A 15,931-nucleotide genomic window follows, 5' to 3' on the forward strand; every position below is an offset into this window, starting at 1 on the left:
CGGGCCGGGTGGCGGCCCGCGCCCGCGCCTACCTCCGGGATCAGCGGCTCCGGACGGTTACCGCACCAGCCAGTCCTGGGTCTTCCTGGCCATGCCGGGGTGCAGGCTCAGGCGGAACCGGACGGGCCGGACGCCGTTCCGGATCTGGAAGACGATCATCCGCGCCGCCGCGTACCGCCCGCTGGAGCCGGGGTCGGGCGGTTGGAGCCGGGTGAGCGGGCGAGTGTCCTGAGCCTTCGTCATGACGGTGTTGCGCGCGTATTTGCGCCCCTTGGAGTCGATGAGCCACGTGTGCTTCTCGACGGTGGGCAGGAAAGGGACCGGGCCCTCGTTCTGGACCAGCACCCGGACCGCGACCAGCCGGTAGCCGGCCGCCGGTTCGAGCTCCTTGTCTAACGGCTGGCGGGTGAACGTCAGGACCGCCGGGTCCTCGACGCCCATGATCGAGATTCCCATCCGCTCGCCGGAGTCACCGCGCATGAGCACGTCCCCGCTGACCGGCAGCGCCTCGTCCACCGACACCGGCGCCGGCGCATCCCAGACCGGAAGCGGATCGGGCGTACGCGCAGGAGCGGCAGGGAAAACCGGCGCGGCGGGCAGCACCGGCGATGAGGTCGGCGACCAGTCAGGCCATGACGATCGCCCGGCAACGATGCCCGGGGCGTCGACCGCCGGGGAGTGCCCGGCCCGGGTCACGACCGTCCCGATGCCGGCAACAACGGCGACGCCCACGACAACGGCCACGATCAGCGCAGCCGACAGCCGTCCCCTCCGGGTCCGGGACCGCCCAGGAGCGCCTGGGGACCGCCCGGGAGCTCCCGGGAGATCGCCCGGGGAGCGGGCGGGGGTGTCGCAGCCGCCGGGGGGATGGCCCGGATCACCCCCGCGAGCGCCGGGGGTTGGTGCGGCCGGGGCCGGCGTGGCCGCCCGAGCGCGGCGCATGCTCCGGACGGCGACGACACCGCCGACTGCGGCCAGCGAGACGACGGCCGCGGCCGCGATGACGCGGGAATGTCGGCGCGGTGCGGGGATCACGGCCACCGCATCGGCAGCCCGGCCACCGGCTTTAGCCGTACGGCGGGAAGGTGACCTCGACGAGGGGGCTGCCCGCGATCCAGAACTCGGGTGCGTGCCCCGGCCGGCTGGTGATCTCGTGGAGCGGGGTGAGCAGGGCGGTGAAGACCTGCTCGCGCTCGCCCGGGTCGGTGACGGGGCGCGCGGTGGCCGGCAGGTCGGCGGTGGCGGACTGCTTGAGGTGGAAGGTGAAGGCGGGGTTGGCGACGAGGTTGGCGTACCAGTCCCGGGGCCGGCCGGGGGTGCCGGTGATGTAGTAACGGCCGTCGACGCGGTGGAACCAGATCTCGATCCGGCTCGGCGACCCGGACCGTCGCCCGATGGTGGTGATGTCGATGACCCGGTCCTGTGCCAGCGCGGTGGCGCTCTGCTCGCTCATGGCCGATTCCTCTCTCCCGTAGGAACTCAACCTATAGGAGATGCGGGACTAGGAGTCGAAGCCGAGGCCGACCTTGTCGAGTGTCCGCAGCCACAGGTTGCGCCGCCCGTCGTGCCGGTCGGCCTGGGCGATCGACCAGCGGGTCAGCTGGATGACCCCGGAGCGCACCGGCTCCGGCGGGAACGGCACCGGCTTGGTGCGGACCAACTGCAAAGATGTCAGGGGGGTACGCCGCCCGCTGAGCAGATCGAGCATCACGTTGGCCCCGAACCGCGTGGCCCCGACGCCCAGCCCCGTGTACCCGGCGGCGTACGCGAGCCGCCCGCCGAACGCCGTACCGAAGAAGGAGCTGAACCGGCTGCACGCGTCGATGACCCCGCCCCACTTGTGGGTGAAAGCCACGTCGGCGAGCTGCGGGAACGTCTCCGTGAAGTGCCGCGCGAGCAGCGCGAACGTGGCCTCCCGCTGATCGTGGTCCGAGATGATCCGCCCGCCCCGGTAGTAGACGGCGTCGTAGCCGCCCCACAGGATCCGGTTGTCGCTGGTCAGCCGGTAGTAGTGGAACTGGTTGCCGGAGTCGCCGACCCCCTGCCGGTGCCGCCACCCGATGGATGCGAGCTGCGCGGCGCTGAGTGGCTCCGTCATCAGCGCATAGTCATAGACCGGGATCACGTAGTGCTGAAGCCGCCGCAGCAGATTGGTGTGCGCTCCGGTCGCGAGCGCCACCCGGGCCGCGGAGACCTGCCCCCGCAGCGTGTGCAGCCGCAGCCCGCCCCCGCCGGCGACGATCCGGTCGACCCGCGTGTTCTCGTAGAACCGCACCCCCAGCGACAGGCACGCGTCACGCAGCCCCCACACCAGCCGGGCCGGGTCGACCATGGCGCATCCGTCACGGTCCCAGACCCCGCCGAGATAGGTGGGGGAGTCGATCTCGGCCCGGACCTCGTCGCGGTCGAGGAACTGCAGGCCCCGGTCCCGCAGGGTGGCGAGGGAGGCCAATTGCCAGGGCTCGGTCGCGACATGCAGTTCGCCCGTACGCTCAAAGCCGCACGAGATCCCGTACCGCCCGACGGCCTCCTCGATCTCGTCGAGATTGCGCCGTCCGAGCCGTTCGAGCGTGTCCATCTCGTCCGGGAAGCGTGACAGCCCGTTGTCGAAGCCGTGCGTGAGGCTCGCCGAGCAGAACCCGCCGTTGCGCCCCGACGCCGCCCAGCCCGCCGTCCCCGCCTCGAGCACCACGACGTCGCGTCCGGGGTCGCGTTCCTTGGCGAGCAGCGCCGTCCACAGCCCGCTGTACCCGGCGCCGATCACCGCGAGATCGGCCGTGGTGGCCCCCACGAGCGGGTCCAGCGCCGCGGGGGCGGCGTCCTGATCGAGCCAGTAGGGAGTGGGGGACGCGTCAGCCGGCACGATGGGACCTGGCGCGGATCGTGGTGCCGACCGCGATCAGGACGCCCACCAGGAAGATCAGGGTGCCCATCACGTTGACCTGCGGGGGCAGCCCGACCCGGGTCGCGCCCCAGATCCAGAGCGGGAACGTGGTCGTGGTGCCCGCGGTGAAGTTGGTGACCACGAAGTCGTCGATGCTCAGCGCGAACGCCAGCAGCATGCCCGAGCCGACGGCCGGCAGGATCAGCGGGAACGTGACGCGCCAGAACGTGGTCCAGCCGTTCGCGCCGAGGTCCGCGGCGGCCTCCTCGATGGAGCGGTCCAGGGTCAGCACGCGGGCGCGGACCACGACCGCCACGAACGAGATGGAGAACATCACGTGCGCGATGGTGATGGTGGCCGCGCCGAGGCCGACGCCGAGCGACACGAACAGCGTCAGCAACGACGCGCCCATGACCAGCTCGGGGGACGACATCGTGGCGAACATGATCAGGTTGATCGTGCCGGAGCCGCGGAACCGGTAGCGGCCCAGGGCGTACCCGATGCCGGTGCCCAGCGCGCCGGCGATCAGCATCGTGAGGACGGCGACGACCAGCGAGACGACCAGGGCCTTCGTGAGCTCGTCGAGGGCGAACACCTTGCCGTACCACTTGAGGGTGAAGCCGTCCCAGGTCTGGTTGTAGCGCCCGGGGGTGTCGTTGAAACCGAACACGATCATGACCAGGACCGGCAGCGTCAGCCACGCGATCACGAGCCAGGTGTAGGCGCGCAGGATCCTCATCGGGCGGCCACCTTCATGACGTCCTCGGTGCCGAGCGCCCGGGCGTAGGCGAAGACGCCGATGAGCAGCACCGCCATCAGCGTGAAGCTCAGCGCCGACGCCGTCGGGTAGTTGGAACTGACCAGGTACTGCGACTGGATCACCTGGCCGATCATCGTGGTCGACGAGCTGCCCAGCACCGCCGAGTTGACGTAGTCGGAGCTGGCCGGCACGAACGTCATCAGGACGCCGGCGAAGACACCGGGGAGCGCCAGGGGGAAGACGACCCTGCGGAAGGCGACCAGCGGGGACGCGTACAGGTCGCGGGCGGCCTCGACCACCCGCGGGTCGATGCGTTCCAGCGCGACATAGATCGGCAGCACCATGAAGGGCAGGAAGTTGTAGACCAGCCCGAGGATGACCGCGACCGGCGTACCGAGGATGTGGAAGCTGTCGGCCAGCAGCCCGGCGTCCTTCAGCGGCCCGAGCAGGATGCCCTCGTCGGTGAGGATGTAGCGCCACGAGATCGTCCGCAGCACGAACGACACGAAGAACGGCAGCAGCAGCAGGAACAGCAACGTCGCCTTGCGGCGCCGGCCGTAGAACGCGATGAAGTACGCCACCGGGAACGCCGCGACGATCAGCAGCACCGTCGTGATCGCCCCGTAGATCAGCGACCGCACGAGCTGGACGCGGTAGTTGGTGATGGCGTCCACGTACGTCTGCCAGTGACCCGTCAGGACGTACCCGTTGACGACATCGCCCTCCTGCAGCGACAGCGACAGCATCGTCACCATCGGGACGACGAAGAACAGCAGCAGCCAGAGCCCGCCGGGCAGGACCAGCAGGTAGGGCGCGAGACGGTGGCGCATCGGCGTCAGCTCAGGACGACGGGTTCGAAGATGGACTGGTACTCCTGGTGCTCGGCCTCGGTGGCGAACTCGCGGTAGTAGTGCAGCTTCGCGTAGTCGGCGGCACCCGGGAAGACGAGCGGGCTCGCCGCGACCGCCGCCAGATCGGGGTTCGTGGCGGCGTCCTTCTTGATCTGCTCCTGCGCGGCCGGCACCGGGCACACGAAGTTGATGTATTCGGCGAGCGTCGCGGCGTTCGTGACGTCGTAGAAGAAGTCCATGAGCTTGATCGCGTCGAGGGGATTCTTGGCGGTGATCGGGATGGCGAAGTTGTCCGTCCAGATCGTGCCGCCCTCGGAGGGGATCACGAACTTGAAATCCGTACCGTCGGACACGTTCTTCTGGAAGACGTCACCCGACCAGGCCTGGGTGATCCACACCTCGCCCTTGCCGAGCGCGTCGATGTAGCTCTGGTCGTAGTAGTTGCGCAGGATGCCCTGGCTCTTCTGCTCCTTGAGCTTGGCGGCCGCCTTCTTCCAGTCCTCGGCGGTCGACTTCTCCGGGTTGACGCCGAGCGCCATGAGCCCGAAGTTGCCGAGCTCCGAGGTGTCGGAGAACATGCCGACCTTGCCCTTGAACGCCGGGTCGAACAGGTCGGCGATCGAGGTGATCGGGCGCCCGGTCTTCTTCTCGTCGTACGCGATGCCGGTGATCCCCGACGTCCACGGGATCGAGTACACGTTCCCCGGGTCGAAGGCCTCCTTGGCGTACGCGGGATCGGCGTTCGCCACGTAGTTGGTCAGCTTCGAGTGGTCCAGCGGCGCGAGGAACCCGGAGTCGCGGAACTGCTTGAACTGGATGCCGTTGGTGATGACCATCAGGTCGTACCCGATGTCCTGACCCGCGGCGAGCTGCGGCTGCACCTTCGCGAACCAGGGACCCATCTCCTGGATGACCTCTTCGTACTTCACCTGCACGCCGGTCGCCGCCGTGAACTTCGTCAGCTCCGGGTGCTTGGGGTCCATGTAGAGCGGCCAGTTCGCGAAGTTCAGCTTGCCGTTGCTGGTCCTGCCGGCCCAGAACTTCGCCACCGCGTCGGCGGCGGGGGCGCTGGCACCGGGGGAGCCCTTGCCCTTCACCCCGCACGCGGCGAGGGCCATGCCGAGGCCCGCGAGCCCGGACATCTTCAGAACGTCGCGACGGTTGGTCAGGCCACGGATCAAGGAAGGGTCGGTCACGGTCGGACTCCGATCGGGTACGAGTGCTGCGGGCTCCAGGTCAGGTACACGCGGTCGCCGGGTCCGGCCAGGTCCTCGGCGGAGTACGCGTTCTGGTCGAACACGACGAGGTCGGCGCCGGCGGACGTCCTGACCGTGTAGTTCGTGGAGGTGCCGTGATAGACGACCTCGCGGACGGTGCCGGTGAGCACGCTGCAATCGGCGGCGGCGGGTGCGTCGCGGCTCAGGTCGATCTTCTCCGGGCGTACGGAAATCTCGAGCTTTGTGCCGTCGGTGACCGACGGTGGGACCGGAACCAGCACCTTCTCCTCCGGGGCGAAGACGAGCAGGGCGACGCCGCCGGAGATTGAGTCCACCGAGCCGTCGAGGAGGTTGGAGGTGCCGATGAAGCCGGCCACGAACCGGGTCGCGGGCTTCTCGTAGATCTCGCGCGGCGTCCCGAGCTGGTCGATGCGCCCGCCCTCCATCACCGCGATGCGGTCCGACATGGTCAGCGCCTCGCCCTGGTCGTGGGTGACGTAGACGAACGTGATGCCGACCTCGCGCTGGATGCGTTTGAGCTCGATCTGCATCTGCTGGCGCAGTTTGAGGTCGAGCGCGCCGAGGGGCTCGTCGAGCAGCAGCGCCCGCGGCCCGTTCACCAGGGCCCGGGCCAGCGCGACCCGCTGCTGCTGACCGCCGGACATCTCGCGGGGGGAGCGTTTCTCCATGCCGGTCAGCGACACGATCTCCAGCATCTCGCCGACCCGGCGGCGGATCTCATCCTTGGCGACCTTCTTGCGCTCCAGACCGAAAGCCACATTTTGGTACGCGGTCAGGTGCGGGAACAACGCATACGACTGGAACACCATGTTGACGTCCCGTTTGTGCGGCGCGACCCCGGTGACATCGTTGCCGTCCAGGAACACGGTGCCGCCGCTGGGCTCCTCGAACCCGGCGATCATCCGCATGGTCGTGGTCTTCCCGCAGCCCGACGGGCCGAGCAGGGAGAAGAACTCGCCCTGTCCCACGGCGAGATCGGTCGGCTTGACGGCCTGCACCGTGTCACCGTGGGAGAGGAAGTCCTTGTGTACGCCGACGAGCTCGATCGCGGCCGTATCGCTCATGGATGATCCTTACTTCAGCCGAGGTAGCTCATCACGTGCTTGATGCGGGTGTATTCCTCGAAGCCGTACATCGAGAGGTCCTTGCCATAGCCGGAGTGCCCGAACCCGCCGTGCGGCATCTCGGACACGAACGGCAGGTGGGTGTTGATCCAGACGGCACCGAAGTCGAGGCGCCGCGAGACCCGCATCGCGCGGCCGTGGTCACGCGTCCAGACGCTGGCGCTCAGCCCGAACCGCACGTCGTTGGCCCACCGCACGGCCGTGTCCTCGTCGTCGAAGCGCTGCACGGTGATCACCGGCCCGAAGACCTCGTCCTGGATCATCTCGTCGCGCTGCAGCAGACCGGCGACGACGGTCGGCTCGACGAAGTAGCCGCGGTCACCGATCCGGCGCCCGCCGGTGACGACCTCCGCGTGCTCCGGCGCCCGGGCCAGGAAACCCTGCACCCGGCCCAGCTGGTCGGCGTTGTTGACCGGCCCGAAGAACGCCTCCGGATCGCCGGGCCCACCGACCACGGTGTTCTTCGCGGCGTCGGCCAGCGCGGCGGTGAAGTCGTCGGCGATCCGCGCGTGCACCAGCACCCGGGTCGCGGCGGTGCAGTCCTGACCCGCGTTGAAGTAACCGGCCCCGGCGATGGCGGACGCGGCGGACGCGATGTCCACGTCGTCGAACACGATCACCGGTGCCTTGCCGCCCAGCTCGAGATGGACCTTCTTGAGGTCGGCGGCGGCACCCGCGGCGACCTCCATGCCCGCGCGGGTGGAACCGGTGATCGAGACGAGCTGGGGGAGCGGGTGCGCGACCAGCGCCCGGCCGGTGTCGCGATCGCCACACACGACGTTGAGCACACCCGGCGGCAGGAACTCCGCGGCGATCTCCGCGAGCAGCAGCGTCGTCACCGGGGTGGTCTCGGAGGGCTTGAGCACGACGGCGTTGCCGGCGGCGATCGCGGGTGCGAACTTCCACACCGCCATGACCATCGGATAGTTCCACGGCGTCACCTGCGCGCAGACACCGATCGGCTCGCGTCGCACCCAGGACGTGTGGTCACGAAGATATTCGCCGGCCGAACGGCCCTCGAGGACACGGGCGGCACCGGCGAAGAAACGCAGCTCGTCGAGGAGCGGTGCCATCTCCTCCTGCCGGGTCGCCTCGATGGGTTTTCCGGTGTCGCGGCACTCCGCGGCGATGATCTCCTCGGCCCGGGCCTCGACGGCGTCGGCGATCCGCAGCAGGGCGCGCTGGCGGTCGGCCGGGGTCGCGTCGCGCCAGGTCTCGAAGCCGGACGCGGCGGCTGCCATCGCGGCGTCGACGTCCTCGGCGGTCGAGACCGGTGCGTGCGCGTACGTCCCGCCGGTGCTCGGATCGATGACCGGCGACGTGCGCCCGTCGGCGGGCTCGGCATAGGACCCCGCGACGAAATTCCGCAGGACGGGCAGCGCTTCACTCAACGTAGTCGGACCCTCCCCGGTCGGCGTGGAGGGACCTTGACACACGCCGAGCCGTGGAGACAAGCAAATCCGAAGCATTTTTCAAGAACGAAACGGAATCAGCCGTACGCCGTCCGCGCGGCTGCGCAATCCACCGTCTTTCCGGGCTCGTAAAACGAAAAACGAGCCTTCAGTCCGGCCAGGGGCGACGGCGGGGTGGTGGAACGGGAGCGCCCACCCCCGTGGGGTGGGCGCTGTCTCGCGGAAGGGATCAGAGTGCGCCGAGCACCTTGCCGGCCTCGCGGGCGGACTCGACGGCGCCGGCGTGCATCTGGGCGGCGAGGTCCTTGAAGTCGTCGAGGGCCGGGTTCACGCCGACGAGGGTGAACTCGCGCTCGACCACGGTCACGTCCGCGCCCCACGAGTCGGCGAGGATGCGCTTCAGGAACGGCGTCGAGTGGTCCCAGCCGTGGCGCGGGGTGCCCTCGCCGTACGCGCCGCCGCGCACGGTGGCGAGCACGACCTTCTTGCCGGCGAGGAACGGCCCGCTGGCGACCCGCGGCGACGTGCCGACCAGGTCGATGTACGCCTTGATGTGCTGCGACGGCCCGAAGTTGTAGAGCGGCACGGCGAACAGGATCGCGTCGGCGGCGAGCAGCTCGTCGACCAGCGTCTCGGCGAGCGCGGCCGCGGCGACCTGCTCCTGCGTGCGGTCGGCCTCGGGGGTGTAGGGCGCGTTGACGGCGGCGGCCCAGTAGGTGGCGGGGATCGGCTCGGTGCCGATGTGCCGGCGCTCGATGGCGTCACCGGGGTGGGCGGCGAGCCACTCCTGCTCGACGATGTCCGCGATCTCGCGGCTCGCGGAGCCCTCAACACGAATACTGGCGTCCAGCCGGAACAGCGTCACGGGGATTTCCTCTCTCGGTTCAACCTTGAAGCTAGAAGGTAGCACGCTGACTTCAAGATTGAACTCAATGCGAGATCCGTCACTTTCGCAGGTGTTCCCGGGTCGTAGGCTTGCGGGTATGCAGCAGGAGCAGGAAGAGACCCAGTGGCTCGAGGGTGATGAGCGCGCCGCGTGGCTGGCGCTGGCGAGCCTGATCTTCAAGTTGCCGTCCGCGCTCGACGCCCAGCTCCTACGCGACAACAACCTGACCCTGTTCGACTACATGGCGCTGAGCGGCCTCTCCATGACCGAGGGCCGCACACTGCGGATGAGCGAGCTGGCGAGCATGGTCAACAGCTCGCTCTCCCGGCTCTCCAACGTCGTCAAGCGGCTCGAGACCCGCGGCCTGCTACGCCGTGAGCCCGACCCGGAGAACGCCCGCTTCACCGTCGCCGTGCTCACCGACGCCGGCTGGGACCTCGTCGTCGCGGCGGCCCCCGGGCACGTGGCCGCCGTCCGCCGCTACGTGATCGACGGGCTGAGCAAGGAGCAGATCGAGGTGGTCCGCCAGGTCGGCTGCCAGGTCGCCCGCAACGTCGAGCAGAACCCCATCTCCTGCTGACCCGTCCGGTGCTGACTCGTCCGGTGCCGGCCCGTCTCGTGCCGGACGGGCCTCTGCCCGCCCCGGCTACGGCAGCAGTTGGTCGAGCTGCGGCGTGCCGGTGAAGATGCCGTCCTCGGTGCCCAGGGTGGCGAGGCGCTGCAACGAGCCGCGGTTGATGTCGTGCGGCCAGTTCGGCAGGATCATCGCGGTCCGCACCACGTCCGTGATCGGCGTGTAGGTCCCGATGATGTCGCGGACCTCGTCCGGATGCGCCGCCGCGTAGGCGAGCGACTCGTCGATCGCCGCGGTGAACCGTGCGACCAGGTCAGGGTCCTTGCCGAGGAGCGCGGTCCCGGCGAAGTACAGCGCCACGGTCAGGTCCGGCGCCGTGTCGACATAGTTCGACGCCACCACCTGCGATCCCTGGGTCAGCGCCTCGGACAGCTGCGGCTCCACCACCCACGCGGCGTCGACCTTGCCGGCCTGCAGCGCGGCGGGCATCGCCGAGAACGGCATCGCCTCGAAATCGATGTGGCCCGGGTCGCCGCCGTCCTTGCGTACCGACTGCCGGATGGTGGTGTCGCCCAGGTTCTTCAGCGTGTTCACGGCGATCTTCCTGCCCGCCAGATCCTTCGCCGTCCGGATCGAGCTCCCGTCCCGCACCACGACGGCGGAGAAGTCCCGCCCCGGCCGCCCGGTCGACGCCACCCCGTTGGCGACGGCCTTGAGCGGCGCACCCCCGGCCGTCGCCGCGATCAACGAGGTCGCGTTGCTGAACCCGAACGCGTACTTTCCGCTCAGCACGCCCTGCACGATCGGCGCGCCACCCTGCTCCGGGACCATGGTCAGCTCGATGCCCCGCTTCGAGAAGAACCCCTTGGCCTTCCCCAGGTACGCGGGGGCCACGTCCACGATCGGAATGACCCCGAGACTGATCCTGTCGGGCCCGGCCTGCGGCGCCGGATCGTCCGATGTGCACCCCGCCCCGGCAGCGAGCAGCAGCACAACAGCGAACACGCCGAGGATCCGTTTGGTCACAGCGCCGCACGCTACCGTCCCCCACCTGCGGTGTCAGGCTGGCAGAACGGCCAGAGATCCCCGTCGAAGGGACGGAACTCAGCCGCGCGCCCGGACCCCGTCCAGCGCCATGGCGAGCACCCGGTCCCGCTGGGCCTCCTGCACGAAGTTCGCCCCGCTGACCCCGTTGACCAGGAACAACACGTCGTCGAAGCTCACGTCGCCCCGGGCGGCACCGGCCTCCTGGGCCCGCTTGAGCAACGGCCGCCCTGCAGCGTGGATGATGTCGCGGCACGTCACGAACATCGCCTCGTTGTGCGCGATCGCGTCGTAGACGGCCTTCTTGGTGGTCGCGTAACTGACAAACTGCCGCAACCACGTCTCCAGCGCCTCCCACGGATCCAGGTCGTCCCGTTCGGCGGCGACCCGGGCCAGCGCCTCGACCTCGTCGAGATAGACGGCCTCGAACAGATGCTGACGGGTGGGGAAGTTCCGGTAGAGCGTCGCGATGTTGACCCCGGCCCGCCGCGCGACCCCCTCCAGCGATGCCCCGGCACCATCGGCGGCGAACACCTCCCGGGCGGCGTCGAGCAGCGCATCGAAGTTACGCCGGGCATCGGCCCGCTGCGGGCGGCGCACGGTGACGCGCGTTTCGGTCATCGCCCCTGATCTCCCTGCTCCTGCAGAACCCATACCCCTGCCCGTGCCGGGCTCCTGCTTCTGCCGAATTCTACGTTCTTGACAAACGCAGGGACCCCTTCGCTAAAGTCAAGGCACTCCTTGACTTGTGGGCATACCGAAGGACAACACATGACCACGATCGGTTTCATCGGCAGCGGAAAAATCGGCGGCACGCTCGCGCGCCTGGCCGTGGATGCGGGCCACGACGTCGTGCTGAGCAACAGCCGCGGCCCCGAGACGCTGCAGGACCTGGCCGCACAGCTCGGACCGCGGGCCCGCGCGGCAACGGTGGACGAGGCCGCACAGGCGGGGGACATCGTCGTGGCGACGATCCCGCTGAAGGCCTTCCCCGAGATCCCCGCCGGACCCCTGCGCGGCAAGATCGTCATCGACACCACCAACTACAACCCCGACCGCGACGGCCGTTTCGCCGGGATCGAGGACGGCACCACCACGGCCGGTGACCTGCTCCAGGAACACCTGCCGGAGGCGTACGTCGTCAAGGCCTTCAACAACATCTTCTTCAAACACCTCGCCACCCTCGGCCGCCCGTCCGGCGCCCCCGACCGCAGCGCCCTGCCCGTCGCCGGCAACGACCCCACCGCCAAGACAACGGTCACGGCCCTGCTCAACACCCTCGGCTACGACACCCACGACGCCGGCCCCCTCCCCGAGAGCCGCCGCTTCGCCCCCGGCACCCCGGCCCACCACGCCTACCTCAACCCGGCCGGCATGTTCACCGCCCCCGGCCGCCCCGCCTCCGCCGCCATCCTGAAAACACTCCTCGCCGCAGCTGCACCCGCCGCCCACGACGGCCCGGCTGTCTACGGGGCCACCGACGAGGAGCGCCGGCTCGTCGAGACGCTCTACCGCGCGGTCGGCGGCGAACCCGACCTCCTCGACGACGTGCTCGCGCCCGGCTGGGAGGACATCCCCTCAGCCCCGGGCCAGCGCCCCGGCCCGGCGGGCCTGAAGCCGATCATCGAGCAGTTCCACACGAGCTTCGCGGACGCAAAAGTCGTCCTGCACGACATCATCGGCTCATCGGGCCGGGTCGCGGTCCGCGCGGAACTGACCGGCATCCACCGCGGCGAGTTCCTCGGCGTTCCCGCGACCGGCAAACCCAGCTCGATCACCATCCACGAGTTCCACCAGATCAACCACGGCCGCATCGTCCGCACCTGGCACCTCGAGGACCTCCACGGCTGGCTCCAGCACGCGGTCAACCAGCAGCCGATGTCGCGCAGATTCATCGGATAGTGCACAAAATCCTGGAACAGAACGGGGTACAAACCAGCCCGGCCGTTGCAGCTTTCGCAACGACCGGGCGTGGTTGTCACCGCAGGCCCCTGGTCAGGGGTCCAACGGCCAGGGGCCGAGGTCAGAGGCGCGGGCCGGTGCCCTGGCTGTCGGGGTCGTCGACGATGTGGATGGCGGCCTCCTCGGCGCTGGCGGCGCCGGAGTCGATGCCGGCGTCGTAGGCGACCGATTCGGCTTCCTCGTCGGGGCCGAGGCCCTCGTCGTCGGCGATGAGGCGGCCCGAGCGGGGCTCGCTGTCGTCGCCGCGGCGGATGAGCTCGTCCTCGTCCGAGTCGTCGTCGGCGTAGGGGTCGATGTCCGGCTCCTCCTCGCTGAGGAGCTGGTCGAGGGATTCGCCCTGGCGGGCCTCGGCAGCGGTGGTGCCGAAGCGGTCGGCGCCCGCGTACGCGTCGGCCGGTTCGTAGCCCACGTCCAGCGGGTCACCGACGCGGTTGTCGTCGAGCGTGTCCTTGGAGTCCAGGACGCCGTCGTCCTCCACGGCGTCCCACTCGTCTTCGCGGTCGTAGTCGGTCATAGGTTCTCCCCGGTCGTGGTCGACCTCAGACCCTAGCGGGGTTCTAGATCATGACCACCCGCGGCGGCGCGAAACCGTTGAAGCGGGAGGCGTAGACGCTGGTGTAGGCGCCTGCGGAGCTGACGAGGAGCTCGTCGCCCTCGCGCAGGTCGGCGGAGAGCAGGACGTTGCGGGCCCAGGTGTCCTGGCTGTCGCAGGTCGGCCCGGTGAGATGGAAACAGCGGCGCAGGCGCAGGCCCCGGGTGTCGTGGATCGGATAGTGAAGATTGCCACCGGACTCCAGGACCTCCATCAGGCCGTGGAAGACGCCCAGGTCGGTGTGGGCCCACCAGCCGGACGGGCGCTCGGCGACACCGATGACCCGGCAGCGGAACGTCCCGGCCTCGGCGACCAGGGCGCGGCCCGGTTCGGCGAAGACCTCCACGGGGTACGGCAACCGCGCGATGCCCGCCGCGGCGACCCGGCCGAACAGTTCGAGGGCGGGCACCGGCTCGTCGTAGCGGGCCGGGAACCCGCCGCCGATGTCGACCATCTGCAGCGTGATGCCCACCTGCGAGAGTCTCTCCATGATCGCCGCGACCTCACGCAGGGGCCGGTCGAGTGCCCCGGGATGCAGCGACTGCGATCCCATGTGGAACGTGATGCCGTACGGCGTGAGGCCGAGCTCGCGGGCCTGGACCAGCAGGCTGACCGCACCGGCCGCGTCCACACCGAACTTTCCCTCGCTCGGGACGACGCTGTCGTCCCCGGCGGTGATCAGGCGGGCGTAGACGCAGCTCCCGGGGGCCTCCTCGGCGACCCGGCGCACCTCCTCGTAGGAGTCGACGCTGAACCGGTAGACGCCGGCCTCCGCGGCCCTCGCGGTCTGCTCGCGGGCCCGCACGGGGTTGCTGAAGAGCATGTCGCAGGGCTGGACGCCGGTCTCGCGGAGCAGGTCGACCTCCTGGACGGAGGCGACCTCGAAACCGGCCCCGGCGTTGTGCAGCGTGCTGAGCACGCCGGGGTGGGTGTTGCACTTGGTCGCGTAGAACGGGCGGATGCCGGGGAAGGCCGTCCGGAAACCGTCGAGAGCTGCGACGATGCGGCTGGCTCGCATCTCGAGCACGGGTCCGGGGTGGACGGCGCGGGTGGGTGCGGGAGTGGCGACGATGGCGGAAGACTGGCGCAACGAAGGCCCCTTACGCTAAGTGGTCTCGTCAATGCGGAGAGTGCGCCATCAGTATGCACTCGATCGTCGATAAGGGCTATGACCTGCGCGCATGGAGATCGAATTGGCATTGATCATCTGCAAATTGCAGCGAGGCCTGTACTGCAGTTCGGGGCGCCCCCGGCAGGAGGCGCCCCGAATGCATTGTGCAAAGCTCCTGATCAGGGGCTTTGCACTATCTTAAATTGGATCTTGGAGCTACGGGAAGTTTACCTAGCGTATCTACTTCCCGTCTGTGCGTGCCGATCGGTAACGTCTCTCAGCGGTTGATATCAAACTCGCCGTCCTTGGCCGAGTTCAAGAACTCGGACCAATGCGCCGGGTTGAAGACGAGAGCGGGACCCGAAGGGTTCTTGCTGTCACGCACGGCAACGGCTGTGTCGAGGATTGCGACCTCGACACAGTTGTTGCCGCCGTTTCCGTTGCTGCGACTGCTCTTTTTCCAGACGGCAGCGTTGAGATGATGCGTCGACATGACCACACACCTCCCTTCGATATGCGATTGTGCGTGCGTACGTCAGCCTCCTACGCGCGTAGGAGGCTTTCGATCATCTTAAGGGTCAACCTGGGTTCCAGTGCCCTTGTGCTCAGTCGCTCGAACTCCGCACGGTAACGGGCGACCTCTGAATGTTGCTCTTCGTAGAGGTCGCCCGCAAGCCCCTCCAAGTAAACTACATCCAAATGAGTGGTCTCCCGGAACTCCAAAAGTGCTGCTGAGCCACCAAGGAACGGGTGTTCTCCGGCATCGAACGGGAGGACCTGCAATGTCACGTTGGGTAATTTAGCCATATCGATGAGATGGCGAAGTTGGTCGTCCATCACCTCGGGTCCGCCTACGGAGCGTCGCACCACCGACTCGTCGATGATCGCGGTGAGCTCGAGCGGATTCGCCCCGCTGAGCCGGCTCTGCCGCTTGAGCCGCAGCGCGACTCGACGATCCATCTGCGCCGGCGGATCCCATGAGCGCCCGGTCCGCATCAACGCCCGGATATATGCCTCAGTCTGGAGCAATCCAGGCACGATGATGGGTTCCCAGGCGCGCAGTGACGACGCCTCGGCCTCGAGGCCGACAAAGTTGCCCGGCCGCATGATGTCCCGGTAGTCGGTCCACCAGGTCTTCTGCTTCGACGACCGAGCCAGCTCGAGCAGTGCTTCCCGATACTGTTCGTCATCGATCCCGTAAAGGGTCAGCAGGTCACGGACGTCACGAGGGGTGACCGCGACCCGCGCCGTCTCGATGCGCGTGACCTTCGCGGCGTGCCACTCGAAATGCCGCGAGACGCTTTCCTGGGTCAGCCCCGCGCGCTCGCGACAACGTTTCAACTCCGTCCCCAAACGGCGTCGGCGCAGCGTGGGTCCCTCGTCTGTGGACACCATGACTCCCTCGATCTTGAGGCGTCGATACCCGGCCTACTGACACCCATGATCCATGGTGGACATCACGAGTGGATTCCGAGTCTAGTACTTCTTGCATT

General features: G+C 68.7%; 17 protein-coding genes. 2 read left to right on the forward strand and 15 right to left on the reverse strand.

The genetic code is table 11. From position 1 onward, the window contains the following. Window positions 1-57 precede the first annotated feature (57 nt). From Ahu01nite_RS09145 to Ahu01nite_RS09185, 9 genes are all read right to left on the reverse strand, one after another. Window positions 58-744, reverse strand: a complete 687-nt coding sequence (locus Ahu01nite_RS09145) for a hypothetical protein (protein WP_203836014.1) — start codon at window positions 742-744, stop codon at window positions 58-60. 322 nt (window positions 745-1,066) lie between these two features. Beyond that, window positions 1,067-1,453, reverse strand: coding sequence for a nitroreductase family deazaflavin-dependent oxidoreductase (locus tag Ahu01nite_RS09150; RefSeq protein ID WP_203836015.1), 387 nt, complete (start codon window positions 1,451-1,453; stop codon window positions 1,067-1,069). 48 nt (window positions 1,454-1,501) lie between these two features. Further along, window positions 1,502-2,863, reverse strand: a complete 1,362-nt coding sequence (locus tag Ahu01nite_RS09155) for an NAD(P)/FAD-dependent oxidoreductase (RefSeq protein ID WP_239158731.1) — start codon at window positions 2,861-2,863, stop codon at window positions 1,502-1,504. After that, window positions 2,853-3,623 carry an ABC transporter permease gene (locus Ahu01nite_RS09160; protein ID WP_203836016.1) on the reverse strand — a complete coding sequence of 257 codons (771 nt, stop codon included), beginning with the start codon at window positions 3,621-3,623 and terminating at the stop codon, window positions 2,853-2,855. Before Ahu01nite_RS09160 ends, Ahu01nite_RS09155 begins: the two co-directional genes overlap by 11 nt. Then, window positions 3,620-4,474 carry an ABC transporter permease gene (locus tag Ahu01nite_RS09165; protein ID WP_203836017.1) on the reverse strand — a complete coding sequence of 285 codons (855 nt, stop codon included), beginning with the start codon at window positions 4,472-4,474 and terminating at the stop codon, window positions 3,620-3,622. Before Ahu01nite_RS09165 ends, Ahu01nite_RS09160 begins: the two co-directional genes overlap by 4 nt. Window positions 4,475-4,479: 5 nt before the next feature. Next, window positions 4,480-5,691 (reverse strand): extracellular solute-binding protein, encoded by a 1,212-nt coding sequence (locus Ahu01nite_RS09170; RefSeq protein ID WP_307794518.1) that lies wholly within the window; start codon window positions 5,689-5,691, stop codon window positions 4,480-4,482. Continuing rightward, entirely contained in the window at window positions 5,688-6,797 is a 1,110-nt protein-coding gene (locus Ahu01nite_RS09175; RefSeq protein ID WP_203836018.1) for an ABC transporter ATP-binding protein, read from the reverse strand. The genes Ahu01nite_RS09170 and Ahu01nite_RS09175 overlap by 4 nt, the downstream gene beginning before the upstream one ends. A 14-nt stretch (window positions 6,798-6,811) precedes the next feature. Further along, window positions 6,812-8,248 (reverse strand): gamma-aminobutyraldehyde dehydrogenase, encoded by a 1,437-nt coding sequence (locus Ahu01nite_RS09180; protein ID WP_239158732.1) that lies wholly within the window; start codon window positions 8,246-8,248, stop codon window positions 6,812-6,814. A gap of 250 nt (window positions 8,249-8,498) precedes the next feature. Further along, the gene (locus Ahu01nite_RS09185; RefSeq protein ID WP_203836020.1) at window positions 8,499-9,134 is read right to left on the reverse strand and encodes an FMN-dependent NADH-azoreductase; all 636 of its coding nucleotides are present in this window, start codon (window positions 9,132-9,134) and stop codon (window positions 8,499-8,501) included. Window positions 9,135-9,252: 118 nt separating this feature from the next. Between Ahu01nite_RS09185 and Ahu01nite_RS09190 the strand changes: the two genes are divergently transcribed. After that, complete coding sequence (locus Ahu01nite_RS09190; protein WP_203836021.1) at window positions 9,253-9,735, forward strand: MarR family winged helix-turn-helix transcriptional regulator; 483 nt, start codon at window positions 9,253-9,255, stop codon at window positions 9,733-9,735. Between the two features lie 66 nt (window positions 9,736-9,801). Here Ahu01nite_RS09190 and Ahu01nite_RS09195 read toward each other — a convergent pair whose 3' ends face one another. Together Ahu01nite_RS09195 and Ahu01nite_RS09200 are read right to left on the reverse strand one after the other, a co-directional pair. Next, window positions 9,802-10,755, reverse strand: coding sequence for an ABC transporter substrate-binding protein (locus Ahu01nite_RS09195; RefSeq protein ID WP_203836022.1), 954 nt, complete (start codon window positions 10,753-10,755; stop codon window positions 9,802-9,804). Window positions 10,756-10,833: 78 nt separating this feature from the next. After that, window positions 10,834-11,394 carry a TetR/AcrR family transcriptional regulator gene (locus Ahu01nite_RS09200; RefSeq protein WP_203836023.1) on the reverse strand — a complete coding sequence of 187 codons (561 nt, stop codon included), beginning with the start codon at window positions 11,392-11,394 and terminating at the stop codon, window positions 10,834-10,836. 150 nt (window positions 11,395-11,544) lie between these two features. Between Ahu01nite_RS09200 and Ahu01nite_RS51650 the strand changes: the two genes are divergently transcribed. After that, window positions 11,545-12,675: an NAD(P)-binding domain-containing protein gene (locus tag Ahu01nite_RS51650; RefSeq protein WP_203836024.1), complete on the forward strand. Its 1,131-nt coding sequence runs from the start codon at window positions 11,545-11,547 to the stop codon at window positions 12,673-12,675. A 121-nt stretch (window positions 12,676-12,796) separates the two neighbouring features. On the opposite strand, the gene Ahu01nite_RS09210 is transcribed toward Ahu01nite_RS51650, so the two are convergent. From Ahu01nite_RS09210 to Ahu01nite_RS09225, 4 genes are all read right to left on the reverse strand, one after another. Further along, window positions 12,797-13,249, reverse strand: coding sequence for a DUF5709 domain-containing protein (locus tag Ahu01nite_RS09210; protein ID WP_203836025.1), 453 nt, complete (start codon window positions 13,247-13,249; stop codon window positions 12,797-12,799). A 43-nt stretch (window positions 13,250-13,292) separates the two neighbouring features. Beyond that, complete coding sequence (locus Ahu01nite_RS09215; protein ID WP_203836026.1) at window positions 13,293-14,417, reverse strand: type III PLP-dependent enzyme; 1,125 nt, start codon at window positions 14,415-14,417, stop codon at window positions 13,293-13,295. 298 nt (window positions 14,418-14,715) lie between these two features. Then, window positions 14,716-14,931 (reverse strand): DUF397 domain-containing protein, encoded by a 216-nt coding sequence (locus tag Ahu01nite_RS09220; RefSeq protein WP_203836027.1) that lies wholly within the window; start codon window positions 14,929-14,931, stop codon window positions 14,716-14,718. A gap of 50 nt (window positions 14,932-14,981) precedes the next feature. Beyond that, window positions 14,982-15,833, reverse strand: a complete 852-nt coding sequence (locus Ahu01nite_RS09225; RefSeq protein ID WP_244876079.1) for a helix-turn-helix domain-containing protein — start codon at window positions 15,831-15,833, stop codon at window positions 14,982-14,984. Between the last annotated feature and the right edge of the window lie 98 nt (window positions 15,834-15,931).

The organism is Winogradskya humida, assembly GCF_016862215.1.
Classification (GTDB): domain Bacteria; phylum Actinomycetota; class Actinomycetes; order Mycobacteriales; family Micromonosporaceae; genus Actinoplanes; species Actinoplanes humidus.